Annotated in this window: 12 protein-coding genes and 1 pseudogene; 9 read left to right on the forward strand and 4 right to left on the reverse strand. The window is 64.4% G+C overall.

Annotated features, from left to right (window positions below; translation table 11 throughout):
* Positions 1-2 precede the first annotated feature (2 nt).
* The 7 genes and pseudogenes from OCX61_RS13090 to OCX61_RS13120 all read left to right on the forward strand — a co-directional run bounded on the left by OCX61_RS13090 (position 3) and on the right by OCX61_RS13120 (position 8,456).
* Complete coding sequence (locus OCX61_RS13090; RefSeq protein ID WP_261944192.1) at positions 3-1,787, forward strand: GMC family oxidoreductase; 1,785 nt, start codon at positions 3-5, stop codon at positions 1,785-1,787.
* A gap of 12 nt (positions 1,788-1,799) precedes the next feature.
* Positions 1,800-3,038, forward strand: a complete 1,239-nt coding sequence (locus tag OCX61_RS13095; protein ID WP_261944193.1) for a cytochrome c — start codon at positions 1,800-1,802, stop codon at positions 3,036-3,038.
* Between the two features lie 265 nt (positions 3,039-3,303).
* Complete coding sequence (locus OCX61_RS13100) at positions 3,304-4,326, forward strand: LacI family DNA-binding transcriptional regulator (RefSeq protein WP_261944194.1); 1,023 nt, start codon at positions 3,304-3,306, stop codon at positions 4,324-4,326.
* Between the two features lie 70 nt (positions 4,327-4,396).
* Positions 4,397-5,182, forward strand: coding sequence for a sugar phosphate isomerase/epimerase family protein (locus OCX61_RS13105; protein ID WP_261944195.1), 786 nt, complete (start codon positions 4,397-4,399; stop codon positions 5,180-5,182).
* Positions 5,175-6,125 (forward strand): sugar kinase, encoded by a 951-nt coding sequence (locus OCX61_RS13110; protein ID WP_261944196.1) that lies wholly within the window; start codon positions 5,175-5,177, stop codon positions 6,123-6,125. Before OCX61_RS13105 ends, OCX61_RS13110 begins: the two co-directional genes overlap by 8 nt.
* 63 nt (positions 6,126-6,188) lie before the next feature.
* Positions 6,189-7,473: pseudogene (locus OCX61_RS13115) on the forward strand (MFS transporter).
* 17 nt (positions 7,474-7,490) lie between these two features.
* Positions 7,491-8,456, forward strand: a complete 966-nt coding sequence (locus tag OCX61_RS13120) for a 2-hydroxyacid dehydrogenase (protein ID WP_261944198.1) — start codon at positions 7,491-7,493, stop codon at positions 8,454-8,456.
* A gap of 149 nt (positions 8,457-8,605) precedes the next feature.
* Here the strand turns inward: OCX61_RS13120 and cprA are convergent, their stop codons facing one another.
* On the reverse strand, positions 8,606-9,754 hold the full coding sequence (gene cprA / locus OCX61_RS13125; RefSeq protein ID WP_261944199.1) for a cationic peptide resistance protein CprA: 1,149 nt from the start codon (positions 9,752-9,754) through the stop codon (positions 8,606-8,608).
* Positions 9,755-10,131: 377 nt separating this feature from the next.
* Here cprA and OCX61_RS13130 point away from each other — a divergent pair, with 377 nt between their 5' ends.
* Positions 10,132-11,055, forward strand: coding sequence for a LysR substrate-binding domain-containing protein (locus OCX61_RS13130; protein WP_261944200.1), 924 nt, complete (start codon positions 10,132-10,134; stop codon positions 11,053-11,055).
* 315 nt (positions 11,056-11,370) lie between these two features.
* On the opposite strand, the gene OCX61_RS13135 is transcribed toward OCX61_RS13130, so the two are convergent.
* Both OCX61_RS13135 and OCX61_RS13140 read right to left on the reverse strand, forming a co-directional pair.
* Complete coding sequence (locus OCX61_RS13135; protein ID WP_261944201.1) at positions 11,371-12,558, reverse strand: MFS transporter; 1,188 nt, start codon at positions 12,556-12,558, stop codon at positions 11,371-11,373.
* Between the two features lie 515 nt (positions 12,559-13,073).
* A complete protein-coding gene (locus tag OCX61_RS13140) occupies positions 13,074-14,453 on the reverse strand; it encodes an APC family permease (protein ID WP_261944202.1) in 1,380 nt (459 codons plus the stop codon).
* 308 nt (positions 14,454-14,761) lie between these two features.
* Between OCX61_RS13140 and OCX61_RS13145 the strand changes: the two genes are divergently transcribed.
* Positions 14,762-16,255: an aldehyde dehydrogenase gene (locus OCX61_RS13145; protein ID WP_261944203.1), complete on the forward strand. Its 1,494-nt coding sequence runs from the start codon at positions 14,762-14,764 to the stop codon at positions 16,253-16,255.
* Here OCX61_RS13145 and OCX61_RS13150 read toward each other — a convergent pair whose 3' ends face one another.
* Positions 16,256-16,573: a DUF7693 family protein gene (locus OCX61_RS13150; RefSeq protein WP_261944204.1), complete on the reverse strand. Its 318-nt coding sequence runs from the start codon at positions 16,571-16,573 to the stop codon at positions 16,256-16,258.
* Between the last annotated feature and the right edge of the window lie 3 nt (positions 16,574-16,576).

Genomic DNA, 16,576 nt, shown 5'->3' on the forward strand with positions numbered 1-16,576 from the left:
GCATGGCCAATGCAATGAAGAAGGCTGACGTGGTGATTGTCGGCTTCGGCTGGGCCGGCGCAATCATGGCCAAGGAGCTCACCGAAGCCGGGCTGCAGGTGGTGGCGCTGGAGCGCGGGCCGATGCAGGACACCTACCCGGATGGCAGCTACCCGCAGGTGATCGACGAGCTGACCTACAGCGTGCGCAAGAAGCTGTTCGTCGATGTGTCGAAAGAAACCGTCACCATCCGCCACAGCGTCAACGATGTTGCGCTGCCCAACCGCCAGCTCGGCGCCTTCCTGCCGGGCAAGGGCGTTGGCGGTGCGGGCCTGCACTGGTCGGGCGTGCACTTTCGGGTCGACCCGATGGAGCTGCGCATGCGCAGCCACTACGAGGAGCGCTACGGCAAGCGCTTCATCCCCGAAGACATGACCATCCAGGACTTCGGCGTCAGCTACGAGGAGCTCGAGCCGCATTTCGACTTCGCCGAGAAGGTCTTCGGCACCTCGGGCCAGGCCTGGACCGTCAAGGGCAAGCGGGTGGGCGAAGGGAAGGGCGGCAACCCCTACGCGCCTGACCGCTCCAACCCGTTCCCGCTGGAATCGCAAAAGAACGTGGTGTCGGCCAAGCTGTTCGAAAAGGCCGCCGCCAGCCTCGGCTACAAACCCTACAACTTGCCGTCGGCCAACACCTCCGGGCCGTACACCAACCCGTACGGCGCGCAGATGGGCCCGTGCAACTTCTGCGGCTTCTGCAGCGGCTACGTCTGCTACATGTACTCCAAGGCCTCGCCGAACGTGAACATCCTGCCGGCGCTGCGCCAGGTGCCGAACTTCGAACTGCGCGCCAACGCCCACGTGCTGCGGGTGAACCTTGACGACAGCAAGCGCAAGGCCACCGGTGTGACCTACATCGATGCCCAGGGCCGCGAAGTGGAGCAACCGGCGGACATCGTCATCCTTGCCGCCTTCCAGTTCAACAACGTGCGCCTGATGCTGCTGTCCGGCATCGGCAAGCCTTACGATCCGGTCAAGAACGAAGGGGTGGTCGGGCGCAACTTTGCCTACCAGAACATGGGCACGGTCAAGGCGTTCTTCGACAAGGACACCTACACCAACAACTTCATCGGTGCTGGCGGCAACGGCGTGGCCATCGACGACTTCAACGCCGACAACTTCGACCATGGGCCGCACGGCTTCGTCGGTGGCTCGCCGATGTGGGTCAACCAGGCCGGCAGCCGGCCGATCGCCGGGGTCGCCAACCCGCCGGGCACCCCGGCCTGGGGCAGCGCCTGGAAGAAGGCCACCGCCGACTACTACACCCACCAGGTGTCGATGGACGCCCACGGTGCGCACCAGTCCTACCGCGGTAACTACCTTGACCTCGACCCGACCTACCGCGATGCCTACGGCCAGCCGCTGCTGCGCATGACCTTCGACTGGCAAGAGAACGACATCAGGATGAACCAGTTCATGGTCGACAAGCTGAGCAAGATCGCCCAGGCGATGAACCCCAAGTCCATTGCCATCCTCGGCAAGAAGGTCAAGGAGCACTTCAACACCGCCAGCTACCAGACCACCCACCTCAACGGTGGCGCGATCATGGGCAGCGACCCTGCAACCAGCGCCCTGAACCGCTACCTGCAGAGCTGGGACGTGCACAACGTGTTTGTCCCCGGTGCTTCGGCGTTCCCCCAGGGCCTGGGCTACAACCCCACGGGCCTGGTAGCCGCGCTGACCTACTGGTCGGCCCGGGCGATCCGCGAGCAGTACCTGAAGAACCCCGGCCCGCTGGTCCAGGCTTGAGGAGCGATGAACATGAAGAACCTGTTGATCGCAACCCTGCTGCTGGGCGCCACCGCCGCAGCCCAGGCCGACGATGCCTTGGTGAAGAAGGGCGAATACCTGGCCCGCGCGGGTGACTGCGTGGCCTGCCATACCGCCAAGGGCGGCCAGCCCTTTGCCGGTGGGTTGCCGATGCAAACCCCGATCGGCACGGTGTATTCCACCAACATCACGCCCCACGCCAGCGGCATCGGCCAGTACAGCTTCACCGACTTCGACCAGGCCGTGCGCAAAGGCATCGCCAAGGACGGCAGCACCTTGTACCCGGCCATGCCGTACCCGTCCTATGCACGGGTCAGCGACGACGACATGCAGGCGCTGTATGCGTACTTCATGCACGGCGTCGAGCCGGTCGCGCAGGCCAACAAGCCGACCGATATCCCCTGGCCGTTGAGCATGCGCTGGCCGCTGTCGATCTGGCGCGGGCTGTTCGCCCCCGAGGTGCAAGCCTGGCAGGCCCCAGCCGCTGCAGACCCGGTGGTCAGTCGTGGCGCCTACCTGGTCGAAGGCCTGGGCCACTGTGGCGCCTGCCACACCCCGCGCGCCCTGACCATGCAGGAAAAGGCGCTGAGCCCCGCGGACGGCGAGCAGTTCCTGGCTGGCAGTGCGCCGTTGGAAGGCTGGATCGCCAAGAACCTGCGTGGCGACTACAAGGACGGCCTGGGCAGCTGGAGCGAGGCGCAGCTGGTGCAGTTCCTCAAGACGGGGCGCAGCGACCGCAGCGCGGTGTTCGGCGGCATGAGCGATGTGGTCGAACACAGCATGCAGCACCTGAGCGACGCCGACCTGACCGCCATCGCCCGCTACCTGAAGACCCTGCCGCCGAGCGATCCGAACGACAAGCCGCACGTGTATGACAAGCAGGTGGCCGATGCCTTGTGGCAGGGCGACGACAGCAAGCCGGGGGCGTCGGTGTACATCGACAACTGCGCGGCTTGCCACCGTACCGATGGCCATGGCTATACCCGGGTGTTCCCGGCCCTGGCGGGCAACCCGGTGGTGCAGACGGCGGATGCCACCTCGCTGATCCATGTGGTGCTGGCGGGCGGCACGGTGCCGGCGACCCATACGGCGCCGTCGAACTTCACCATGCCGGCGTTCGGCTGGCGCCTGAGCGACCAGGAAGTGGCGGATGTGGTCAATTTCATTCGCACTAGCTGGGGTAACCAGGGCAGTGCGGTCAGCGCCGCTGATGTGAAGCAGCTGCGGTAACTGCAGCGCTGTAACTCTGTGGGAGCGGGTTTACCCGCGAATGCGTTGTTGAACCCGACATCGCATTCGCGGGTGAACCCGCTCCCACACCGTCTGGTGTCAACCTTGAGTATTTAAATCAATAGGTTATTGCACACACTTCTTGCCTTACCTCACTCTCCTTGTGACACTCCCGGCAAAAGTCAGGTTGACGAACGCGCAAGGTTTTGCTGTATTGAAACCGGTTTCATTCGCCGTCACCCAAAACAATCACAAGGGACCCGCAATGACCGATTCACCCTCCAATGCCCGCGAGCGGGTGACCATCAGCGAAGTGGCACGTGTGGCCGGTGTGTCCAAGGCCACGGTCTCGCGCTACATCGGCGGCGATCGCCAGCTGCTGGCCGAAGCCACCGCCAAGCGCCTGGAACAGGTCATCGAACGTCTGGGCTACCGGCCCAACCAAATGGCCCGCGGCCTCAAGCGTGGGCAGACACGCCTGATCGGCATGCTCGTGGCTGACATTCTCAACCCCTATTCAGTGGCCGTGATGCATGGCGTGGAAACCGCATGCCGCCAGCACGGCTACAGCCTGGTGGTGTGCAACACCAACCGCGACGACGAGCAGGAGCGCCACCACCTGACGGCCTTGCAGTCCTACAACGTCGAAGGGCTGATCGTGAACACCCTCGGCCGCCATCCCGGCGAACTGCTCAACCTGCAGCGCGACATCCCCATGGTGCTGGTCGACCGGCAACTGCCGGAGCTCAAGGTCGACCTGGTCGGCCTGGACAACGCCGATGCCATCGAGCAGGCGCTGGACCACCTGCAGGCGCAAGGCTACCGCGATATTCTCGCGGTCACCGAACCGCTCGACGGCACCAGCTCGCGCCTGGAGCGGGTACAGGCGTTCACCGCATCGATCAGCAACCGCAACGGCATGCGCCAGCAACTGCTGGAAGTCGACGCCGGCCTGCCGGCCAAGCTCGGCGCCTTTCTTGCCAGCAAGGGCCACGGGCCGCAGGCGATCTTCACCTTCAACGGCGTGGCCACCCTGGCGGTTACCCGCGTGTTGCACGATTCGGGCTGCAAGCTGTTCAGCGAGGTGGGCCTGATCGCCCTCGATGAACTGGACTGGTACCCCTTGGTCGGCAGCGGCATCACGGCACTGGCCCAGCCCACCGAGCGCATCGGCGTGGCCGCTTTCGAGTGCCTGCTCGAACGCCTGCGCGGTAGCCACGACGCGCCTCGACGCATTGATTTCAAGGCCACGCTGATCACCCGAGGTTCTACCCAGGCACATCAATAACCTGCGGGCAGCAGGGCTGCCCGTGCTACTGCAGCTAAAAAATGAAACCGGTTTCATAAGGACAACAACAATGTACGCGAACCCCGTTTCCATCAGCCTCTCCAGCTACGGCGCCGACCTTGTGCGGCAACGCGGCCAGTTGAGTTTTGTCGAACTGCTGGCGGCTGCCGGCGCCAGGCGCATCGAACTGCGCGAAGAGTTGTTTGACGAAGCGCCCGACACTGTCGCGCTTTCGGCAGCGATCGCCGGGGCAGGGCTGGAGTGTCTGTATTCCTCGCCACTGGAACTGTGGACGGCGCAAGGCCAGCCAGACCCACGCCTGCCTGCGAAACTGGCGCTGGCAAGGGCGTTGGGCGCCGTGGCGCTGAAGGTTTCACTGGGGCATTACCATGAGCAATGCGATGTCAGTGCGTTGCAGGCACTGCTGCACGAGGGGGCCCCTGTGTTGCTGGTGGAGAATGACCAGACCCCACAAGGTGGGCGTATCGAGCCGCTGCTGCGTTTCTTCCAGCAAGCGCAGGGTTGGGGGCTGCCGCTGGGCATGACCTTCGACATCGGCAACTGGCGGTGGCAGGGAGAGTCCGCGTTGCAAGCCGCCCGCCAGCTTGGCCGCTGGGTGCGTTACGTGCACTGCAAGGCGGTGCAGCAAGGCGCAGATGGCCGCTTGCACGCTACGGCGCCGAAGGCTGCCGACCTGCTGGCCTGGGCGGCGCTGTTCGATGAATTCAGCCCCGGCCTGGTGCGTGCGGTCGAATACCCGTTGGTCAGCGATGACCTGCTGGCGCTGACCCGCGCCCAGGTACACAACCTGGCAAGACTGGGGCTGGGGATGAACGAGGAGGTAAGCCATGCTTGAGCATGACGTGCTGTGTTTCGGCGAGACCATGGCCATGTTCGTCGCCGAACAGGCCGGCGACCTGGCCAGCGTCGGCAGCTTCGGCAAACGCATCGCCGGCGCCGACAGCAACGTTGCCATTGGCCTGGCCCGGCTGGGTTTTCGCGTGCGCTGGCTGAGCCGGGTAGGCGATGACTCGCTGGGGCGTTTCGTGCTCGCCAGCCTGCGCCAGGAAGGCCTCGATTGCAGCCGCGTCGAGGTCGATGCCAGTCGCCCGACCGGCTTTCAGCTGAAAAGCCGTTGCGATGATGGCAGCGATCCGGCCGTGGAGTACTTCCGCACCGACTCGGCCGCCAGCCGCCTGTCCACCGCGCTGCTCGACCCGGCACTGCTGCAGGCCCGCCATCTGCATGCCACGGGCATTCCTCCGGCGCTGTCGGCCAGCTGCCGGGCACTGTCCCATGCCCTGATCGACGGCATGCGGGCGGCGGGGCGGAGTGTGTCATTCGACCCGAACCTGCGCCCGTCGCTGTGGCCTGACCGCACGACCATGGTCCGTGAAATCAACGCCCTGGCGATGAAAGCCCACTGGGTCTTGCCCGGCCTGGAAGAGGGCCGCCTGCTGACTGGCCAGCATACACCCGCCGACATCGCGGCCTTCTACCTCGACCAGGGCGTGGAACACGTGGTGATCAAGCTCGGCGATGCAGGGGCCTACTACCGCGATGGCCGAGGCTCGGGGCAGGTCGCCCCGGTACCGGTGGCCAAGGTGGTGGACACCGTGGGCGCCGGTGATGCCTTTGCCGTCGGTGTGGTCAGCGCGCTGCTCGAAGGCCGCCCGCTGGCCGACGCGGTGGCCCGCGGCAACTGGTGCGGCAGCCGCGCCGTGCAATCACGTGGCGACATGGAAGGCCTGCCACACCGCTTTGAGCTGCAAGCGCACGAACTGCGCAGAAGTGCCTGAACCGCTGAACGCCGGCATGCCGGCCCTGTTGCGACAAAAACAACAAGCTCAGGAGAACGTTTCATGCAATCGACTCGCCTCGCACCACGTCGCTGGTGGTACATCATTCCGATCGTCTTCATCACCTACAGCCTGGCCTACCTGGACCGCGCCAACTACGGCTTTGCTGCTGCCTCGGGCATGGCCGACGACCTGAAGATCACGCCCGTGCTGTCTTCGCTGTTGGGGGCGCTGTTCTTCCTTGGCTACTTCTTCTTCCAGGTGCCCGGCGCGATCTACGCGCAAAAGCGCAGCGTGAAGAAACTGATTTTCGTCAGCCTGATCCTCTGGGGCGGCCTGGCGACCCTGACCGGGATGATCAGCAACGTCTACCTGCTGATCGCCATCCGCTTCCTGCTCGGGGTGGTGGAAGCGGCGGTGATGCCGGCCATACTGGTGTACCTGTGCCATTGGTTCACCCGCGCCGAGCGCTCGCGGGCCAACACCTTCCTGATGCTCGGCAACCCGGTGACCATCCTGTGGATGTCGGTGGTGTCGGGGTACCTGATCAAGCATTTCGACTGGCGCTGGATGTTCATCATCGAGGGCCTGCCGGCGGTGCTCTGGGCCTTCATCTGGTGGCGCCTGGTGGATGACCGCCCGGCCCAGGTGACGTGGCTGAGCGAACAGGAAAAGGCCAGCCTGGAGCAGGCCCTGGCGGCCGAGCAGCAAGGTATCAAACCGGTGAAGAATTACCGCGAGGCGTTCCGCTCGCCCCAGGTGATCGTGCTGTCGCTGCAGTATTTCTGCTGGAGCATCGGTGTGTATGGCTTCGTGCTGTGGTTGCCGTCGATTCTCAAGCAGGCGGCCAATGTCGATATCGTTGCGGCCGGCTGGCTGGCCTCGGTGCCCTACATGGCGGCCGTGCTGGGCATGATCGGTGTGTCGTGGGCCTCGGACCGGCTGCAGAAGCGCAAGCGCTTCGTCTGGCCGCCGCTGCTGATCGCTGCGGTGGCGTTCTACGGCTCCTATGCCTTGGGCACCGAGCACTTCTGGTTGTCCTACGCGCTGCTGGTGATTGCCGGTGCCTGCATGTACGCGCCGTACGGCCCGTTCTTCGCCATCGTGCCGGAGATTCTGCCGAGCAACGTGGCCGGCGGGGCGATGGCGCTGATCAACAGCATGGGCGCGCTGGGGTCGTTCGGTGGCTCGTGGCTGGTGGGCTATCTCAACGGCGCCACGGGTGGCCCGGGCGCCTCTTACCTGTTCATGTCGGGGGCGCTGCTGACTGCTGTCGCCCTGACCGCCGTACTGAAAACCTCACAGACCTCAGGCCGGGCCAAGCGCGGCGGCCCACGACTGGCCATGAGCCAATAGGAAGCTGCAATGAAGAAACGCATCGTCTTGTACAAACGCCTGTCCGACGCCTTGCAGGCAAAGCTTGAGCAACAGGTGGAGGTGACCTGGGTGGACACCAGCGCCGCGGATGGCCTGGCGCGTCTGCGCGACGCCTTGCCCGGCGCGCATGGCCTGCTGGGCGCCAGTCTGCGCCTGGACAGCGACTTGCTCGACCTGGCGCCGCAGCTGGAGGTGATTTCCAGTGTGTCGGTTGGGGTCGACAATTACGACATCGCCGACCTGACACGGCGTGGTGTGATGCTCACCAACACCCCTGACGTGCTCACCGAAACCACGGCCGATACCGGTTTTGCCTTGATCCTGGCTACTGCGCGGCGGGTGGTCGAGCTGGCCGGTTGGGTTCGCCAGGGGAAATGGCAGGCGAGCCTTGGGCCAGCGCACTTCGGCACCGATGTGCACGGCAAGACCCTGGGCATCGTTGGCATGGGCCGCATCGGTGAAGCGCTGGCGCGGCGTGGCGCGGCCGGGTTCGGGATGCGCGTGCTGTACCACAGTTCGCGGCCAAAGCCCGACGTGGATGCGCGTTATGCCGCGCGTTACTGCAGCCTGGACACGCTGTTGGCCGAGGCCGATTACCTGTGCCTGACGGTGCCGCTCAGTGCCAGCACCGAGGGCCTGATCGGCGCCCGTGAGCTGGCGCTGATGAAGCCCGAGGCGATCCTGGTGAACATTGCCCGTGGGCGGGTGGTGGATGAGGCAGCGTTGATCGAGGCGCTGCAGCACAAGCGGATTCGCGGGGCCGGGCTGGATGTGTTCGTACAGGAGCCGTTGGCTGCCGATTCGCCGTTGTTGCAGCTCGATAACGTGGTGGCGACGCCGCATATCGGTTCAGCGACCCATGAGACGCGGGAGGCCATGGCCAGGTGTGCGGTAGACAACCTGTTGAGTGCCTTGTCGGGCCACAGACCGCCAAATCTGGTCAACGACCGCTAATTAAGCATGGTCAACGCTTCTCTGTGGGAGCGGGTTCATCGAGGCGTCGAACCGCCGCGAACACCGGCGAAGCCGGTGCCATGCACCGTCGCCTTCTTCGCGGGTAAACCCGCTCCCACAGGGCGAGTGTCAAGCCTTGAGGTATGGACCTACTTGAAATCCCACTGCATCTGGGTGGCGATGCTCACCCCGCTGGACGACTTCACGCACACATCCAGGTAGTCGGTAAACCGTGGCGGCATGGCGATGCCTTCTTCGAGCAGGCGGCTGTTGTCGAACAGGTAGTTGAGGTCGGCAAAGCCGCTGTACAGGCGCAGGGCGCGCAGTACCAGGCGCGGGTTGGCCGGGCCGATGCGCGCTTCGAAGTCTTGCGCCAGGCTTTTCAGGTCATCGACATCGACCTTGCGGTAGCGCTCGCCAACCGGCTGCGCGCCGTTAGCATGGGCGAAGGCCTGGTCGATCTCGCCAAAGGTGCAGGCGGCCTGGTGGCCGGCGGAGATGTGGTACAGGTTGTGCTCCAGGCGTGGCTTGAGCGTCAGGCCGATCAGCGCTTCGGCGCAGTAATCGACCGGGATCACATCGATCTGCTCGTTCAGCTCGCAGGTGAAGCTCTCCAGCGCGAAGCCCATGCGGAACACCCAGAAGATGCTGGCCGAAGCCTGGCAACCGAGGGTGCGGTGGCCGACCACGATGGACGGGCGCGCCACCACCAGCGGCAGTTGCGGCAGCTGCTCGCTCATGCGCCGTTCGATCTCGGCCTTGGAGGCGGTGTAGTCGACCAGCTGTTGCTCGGCCGCGGGGAAGTCCCACGACTCGCTGATCGGCGACTCACGCTGCGGGCCGCAGCTCATGGCCGTGCCCACGTGCAGGAAGCGCTTGAGGCGCGTCGAGCGGCTCATCACCTCGGCGAAGGCGTAGGTGCCTTCGACATTGACCGGCCAGATGTTCGGGTTCTTCGAGAACGACGCCACCGCCGCACAGTTGATCACCCGGTCGATCTGCATCAGCCGGGGCGTGGCCTCGGCCAGCCAGCGGGTATCGAGGAAGTCGCCGCAAATGATCTGGTCGGCGCGCAAGGCCTGGCAGTCACGTTCGCCAACGCCGTGTTGGCGCAGGTTGTCGCGCAGGCGTTCGAGGCCTTGCTCTCGGCTGTCGGCACGGACCAGGAAACATAAGTTGGCACTGCGGCCATTGGCGATCAGTTGGGCCGTGACCGAACCACCGAGAAAACCGGTGGCGCCGGTCAGCAGCAGATGTTCGTGAAGAGCGAAGTTGATGTGTGGGGCAGGCGCGTTCATAAACTTCCTCTGAAAAGTTTATTGGCGGGTATCGAGGGTTGAGCTCGTGCCTGGAGCGCGCAGGGACTGGCGTTCAGCTCGGAGCGGAGCCGATTGTCAGGGCGTTGGGAGGAAAGTTGCAATTAACGAAATGCGGGTTTCATATGAAACAAAAGTTAATGAAAGTTTTAGCCTTTATTAATTAAATGATGCGCTGTGCAAATATGACATAGGCGTTGTTATGAGCAAGTGAGTTAAATGTGAAAAATACCTTCAGGCTCTGAGGGCGCCGGGAAACTCGCACGCAGAGACCATTATCCGGGGCGATAAGCCGGGGCTGGGCGGTGCACTGAGCTGACGCCTATCCTGTTGGCATTGGACGACAATCAGGAGCGGGCATGAATCGAAACGAACTGCGCAAGGCGGACATCAACCTCATGGTGGTGTTCGAGGCCTTGATGCAAGAGCGCAACCTCACCCGCGCCGCCGAGAAGCTGTTTCTCGCCCAGCCCACAGTCAGCGCGGCCCTGGCCAGGCTGCGCACGATGTTCAACGATCCGTTGCTGGTCCGTGTCGGCAACCGCATGGAGCCATCTGCCCGGGCGGCGGAGGTGATCAAGCACCTTACCCCGGCACTGGACGCGATGTCGGCTGCCCTGAGCCTGACCCATGATTTCGACCCGCCGACCAGTACGATGACCTTCAGGATCGGCTTGTCCGATGATGTCGAATCTGGGCTGCTGCCGCCGTTGCTGCGGGCGCTGCGCACCGAGGCGCCGCATGTGGTGGTGGTCGTGCAGCATGTCGACTACTGGCGTATCCCCGACCTGCTGGCGTCGGGGGAGGTCACGGTGGGCATCAGCCAGACCCGCGGCTTGCCGGCCAATGCCAAGCGTAAAGTATTACGTACCATGCAGGCGCGGGTGCTCAGGGCCGACAAGTCCGCGCAAGCGCTGACCCTGGAGCAGTTTTGCCAGCGCCCCCACGTGCAGGTGTCGCCAACGGCAAACACCCAGGGAGTGGTCGATGACTGGCTGAAGGAAATCGGCCATTCGCGCAATGTGGTGTTGTCGGTGCCGCAGTTCAGTTCATTGCCGGCCATTTTGGCCGACACCGACCTGCTTGCCTGCTGCCCGGACTACGCTGCCGAGGCCATGGCCAGCTGGGGCAACCTGCAGGCAGAAACCTTGCCGTTCGATACCGTGCCGCTGGAGCTGGCCATGGTCTGGCTGAGCACTACCGACAGCGACCCGGCAGAGCGCTGGCTGCGTGGGCGGTTGGAGTACTACATGAGTGGCAATCGTGAGATACGGGTCGGGTAGGGGATTTGATGCTGGGGGATGTTCGCCTCAGCATGCTTGGCGCCCGTGAAATCGAGCGCCGCCCGCGCGGCGCATCGCGAGCTGCGCTCGCTCCTACGTTTGTTTCGGGCCAGTGAGGCCTGTGGCAGGCGCGCGCGACCGCCTAGTTGGTACGACGCGATATCGCGTCATGCGCCCAGGCGTGCGCGCGAAAATCCCCCAGGAATGATTGGCCCGAAACAAATGTAGGAGCGAGCGCAGCTCGCGATGCGCCGCGCGGGCGGCGCTCGTTTCATGCCTCCCCTAAACACTCAAGACAGGCACCTGGCAGAAAGCTCAGTGCCCGCCCTTCATCCGGCGTGCCACCAGGTAGATCAGCAACCCCGCCATTGCCGTTGCCGCACCGATATACCCGGTGCTGGTCCAGCCCAGCCCGGCGCTGATGGCCATGCCGCCAAACCAGGGACCCAGGGCGTTGGCCAGGTTGAAGGCAGCATGGTTGGAAGCGGCCGCCAGGCTCGGCGCTTCATGGGCGATGTCCATCAGGCGGATCTGCAGCGGCGCGGCCAGGGCGATCATGGTGCCGACCAGGCCGATCCCCAACAGCACCGACCACAGCGCGTGGGCGGCGAAGCTGAAGAACAGCAGCACGGCCGCCGACCACACCAGCACAATGCCCACGGCGCGGAACTGCAGGCGGTCGAACAGCTTGCCGCCGGCAATGTTGCCGATGATGCCGCCAGCGCCGAACGCGGCCAGGCCGAAGGGGATCCACTCCGGCGCCACCTGGGTCACTTGCAGCATGGTCGGCGCCAGGTAGCTGAACACGCAGAACATGCCGGCAAAGCCGATCGCGGCAATGCCCAGCGCCATCCACACTTGTGGCAGGGTAAAGGCTTGCAGTTCCTTGCGCGGGTCGCTGCGCGGTTCATCGTGGCGCTGTGGCACGTAACGCCAGACCAGCGCGATGGTGCACAGGGCGATGGCACCCACCAGGATGAACGCTGAACGCCAGCCGAAGAACTGGCCGAGGAAGGTTGCCACCGGGTTGCCCAGCAGCATTGCCAGGGTCAGGCCCATCATCACCCGTGCCACGGCGCCTGCGCGCTGGTTGCTGGGCACCATGCTCGACGCGACCACGGCGGCGATGCCGAAGTAGGCACCATGGGGCAGGCCGCTGATGAAGCGGAAGGCAACCATGCTGGCAAATGACGGGGCGAAGGCGGTGGCCAGGTTGCCGAGGGCATACAGTGCCATGAGCAACAGCAACAGGTGCTTGCGCAGCAGCTTGGCACCGAGGATGGCCAGGGCCGGGGCGCCGACCACCACACCTAGCGCGTAGGCGCTGATGGCGTGGCCGACTTGTGGCTCGCTCAATTGCAGGTTGCTGGCGATATCGGGCATCAGGCCCATGATGGCGAATTCGCCGGTGCCGATGGCGAAGCTGCCGAGCGCCATGGCAGCTTCCATCTTGCCGACATCGCCCTTGGAAACGGCGAGTGGCGGTGATTCCTGAACAGACATTGGGGTCCCTTGTGAAACATACTGAAACGTTTAACGGGGGATCATATCATTCAGGGATGGGGTGGGGCGCAGGGTGTATGCCTCAAGAGGTGCAGCGCCTGTGAGATCGAGCGCCGCCCGCGCGGCGCATCGCGAGCTTTGCTCGCTCCTACGTTTGTTTCGGGCCAGTAACACCTGTGGCAGGCGCGCGCGACCGCCTTGTTTGTACGGCGCGATATCGCGTCATGCACCAAAACGTTCGCGCGCAAATCCGCCAGGAATAATTGGCCCGAAACAAACGTAGGAGCGAGCAAAGCTCGCGATGCGCCGCGCGGGCGGCGCTCGATCTCACAACCGCAGAAAATTTAACGTCGGGCACATCCCACAACCGCAGAAAATCTAACGTCGGGCACATCCCACAACCGCAGAAAATCTAACGTCGGGCACATCCCACAACCGCAGAAAATCTAACGGCGGGCACATCCCACAGCCACAGAAAATCTAACGGCTGGCACTTCAAAACCACTCACCCCCCCTCATTCAGCCATCTGCAACTCCGGCAACTTCACCCGAAACGCCTTGGTCAGCCCGAGCAAGCAGACAAACCCCGCGCCCATCCAGCACAAGCCAATGGTAAAGGACATGCTCGACAGGCTGGTCCACAACCAGATCGTGCTGAGGAACCCAAGCGCTGGAATGGCGCCATACAGCAGGCAGTTGCGCATCCCTCGCAACTGCTGGTCCACCAGGTAGTGCTTGACCACCGCCAGGTTCACCGCCGAGAAGGCGAACAGCGCGCCGAAGCTGATCATGTTGGCCACGGTATCCAGGGTAATGAACAGCGCCACCAGCGACAGCAGGCTGACCAGCATGATCGCTGCCGCCGGCACGCGTTTCTTCGTCACCAGCTGGCCGAACACCCGCGGCAACGCGCCATCGCGGCCCATGGCGAACAACACCCGCGACACGCTGGCCTGGGACACCATCGCCGAAGCGAAGCAACCCGCCACGTAGGTCGCGGTGAAGGCCGTCACCAGGTACTCGCCCCCCACACGGCGCATCACGTCCACCGAAGCCGAATCCGGGTCGGCAAAGCTGGCCCAGTCGGGGAACACCATCTGCGCAAAGTACGACACCACCAGGAACAGCAGGCCGCCGATCAGCGACACTGCCATGATCGCCTGCGGTATGCGCCGGGTCGGGTTGCTGGTTTCCTCGGCCATGGTCGACACCGCATCAAAGCCCAGGAACGACAAGCACAGCACCGCCGCCCCGGTCATGATCAGCGGCACGCTGAAGCCTTCATGGTGGAACGGTGCCAGCAGCGATACCGGCGCGGCCTGGCTACCCACGTGGCGTATGGAGAGGGCGACGAACACCACGATGAACACCAACTGCGCAACCACCAGGATCCAGTTGACCCGGGTGATCGACTCGATACCGATCAGGTTGAGGAACGTCACCAAGGCAATCGACCCGGCGACCCACACCCAGGCATGGATGGCCGGGAAATACTCGGACATGTAGATGCCGATCAGCAGGTAGCTGAGCAGCGGCAGGAAAATGTAGTCCAGCAGCAAGGTCCAGCCGGCGATGAAGCCGAAGTGGCTGCCGAACGCCTTGCGCGTATAGGTATAGACCGAACCGGAGTAGGGGTGGGCCTGGACCATGCGCCCGTAGCTGTAGGCGGTGAGCAGCATGGCGGCGAGGGTGAGGAGGTAGGCGATGGGCAGGTGGCCCTTGGTCATCTGGGTGACCAGCCCGTAGGTGGTGAACACGGCGAGCGGGACCATGTAGGCGAGGCCGAACAGCACCAGCGCGGTCATGCCCATGGACTTTCTGAAACGACCTGAAGCGTTGCTGGGTGATGCTGGCTGATGGGGATGGGGCTGGGCTGTATTTGTTGTTGTATGCATGGCTGACTCCTGAAATGGGATGCAGGAAGCTGCAGTAGGCGAGCGGGCTCGCTACTGGTAAGGGCGTTTGGTCAGAGGCGTGGCTGGGGTGGGGCGGCTCGAATGCTCCCACACTCGGGGAACCCTCGAAATCACCCTTTGGGGGGAGCGTCCTGCGCCAGTCGCGTAAACCCTGGCGCCCGGCGCTGGCGAGCATTTTCCTCTGCAAGGGGCAGCAAAAAGCTGGTTTCGCCAGGCCTGCGGCTGGGCCAAGAATGTTCGCCAGACCCATAACAAGCGGACCGCACGGACGGTCGTCAGGAGTGTGTATGTACGATCTTGGATACTGGCAACAGCGCGCTGCAGGCCTGAGCTTGCGAGACAAGGCCTTGATCGGCGGCCGCCAGGTCGGGGCAGCCAGCGGTGCAACGTTCGACAGCATCAACCCCGCCACCCAACAGGTCCTTGCCCGTGTCGCTGCCTGTGACCAGGCCGACGTCGACCTTGCCGTCAGCGCAGCGCGCAGGGCGTTCGAGCAGGGGCCATGGCCACGCATGGCGCCCGGCGAGCGCAAGAAAGTGCTGCTGCGCCTGGCCGAGCTGATCATGGCCCACCGCGAAGAGCTGGCGCTGCTGGACTCGCTGAACATGGGCAAGCCGGTCATGGACGCCTACAACATCGATGTACCGGGTTCGGCCCACGTCTTCGCCTGGTATGGCGAGGCACTCGACAAGCTCTACGACCAGGTCGCACCGACCGCGGCCAACGCCTTGGCCACCATCACCCGCGAAGCGCTGGGGGTGGTCGCGGCCGTGGTACCGTGGAACTTCCCCCTCGACATGGCCGCCTGGAAGCTCGCCCCGGCGCTGGCGGCGGGCAACAGCGTGGTCCTCAAGCCCGCCGAGCAATCGCCGTTCTCGGCCTTGCGCCTGGCCGAACTGGCACTGGAAGCCGGCCTGCCGGAGGGCGTGCTCAACGTGGTCCCGGGCCTTGGCGAAACGGCGGGTCGCGCGCTGGGCCTGCACCCGGACGTCGACTGCCTGGTGTTCACCGGCTCCACCCAGGTCGGCAAGTACTTCATGCAGTACTCGGCACAGTCCAACCTCAAGCAGGTGTGGCTGGAGTGTGGCGGCAAGAGCCCGAACCTGGTGTTCGCTGACTGCCAGGACCTGGACCTGGCCGCCGAGAAGGCCGCCTTTGGCATCTTCTTCAACCAGGGCGAAGTGTGTTCGGCCAACTCGCGGCTGTATGTGCAGCGCGCGATCCATGACGAATTCATCGAACGCCTGCAGGCCAAGGCCCGCCAGTGGCTGCCAGGCAACCCGCTGGACCCGGCCAGCCGTGCAGGCGCCATCGTCGATGGCGAACAGACCACGCGCATCGCCCGGGCCATCGGCCTGGCCTCGGAGCAGGGCGCGCGCCTGGTCTGTGGCGGGCGACGCCTGACCATCGGGGCCTCGGACAATTTCATCGAACCGACTATCTTTGCCGGCGTCGACAACGGCATGAGCCTTGCCCGGGACGAGGTCTTCGGCCCGGTGCTGGCAGTCAGTGCGTTCGATACCGAGGAACAGGCCGTCCGCCTGGCCAACGACAGCATCTACGGGCTGGCGGCGTCGGTGTGGAGCGATGACCTGAACCGTGCGCACCGGGTTGCGCGTGCGCTCAAGGCGGGTACGGTGTCGGTCAACACGGTCGATGCGCTGGATGTGACCGTGCCGTTTGGCGGTGGCAAGCAGTCCGGGTTCGGCCGCGACCTGTCGTTGCACTCGTTCGACAAGTACTCGCAGTTGAAGACCACCTGGTACCAGTTGCGTGGGTGATTACAGATTGCCCAGGAGCATCCCGAGCTGGCGGTGCTCCCAGGTGCTCAACCACTCCACCGGGTTGCTGCCAAAGCCCTGCGCGGCTTCGAACACGTAAGCCCGGCCACATGGGCTGAGGCAGCTGACGCAATAAGCCAGCGCGTTGTTGTCGTTGAACAGGGTGATTTGCCAGCCGTCACATGCCAGTGTCATCGGGCCACAGCCGATCTGCGCCCAGCTGGCATCGCCCTGGCGCTGCATGCTGCGCACGCCGAGGGCGATTTCGCGCAGCAACTGGCTGACTTCGCGGTGGGTGAGGGGGCCTGGAGCGAGCATCAT

Source organism: Pseudomonas sp. LRP2-20 (assembly GCF_024349685.1).
In the GTDB taxonomy this organism is placed as follows: Bacteria; Pseudomonadota; Gammaproteobacteria; order Pseudomonadales; family Pseudomonadaceae; genus Aquipseudomonas.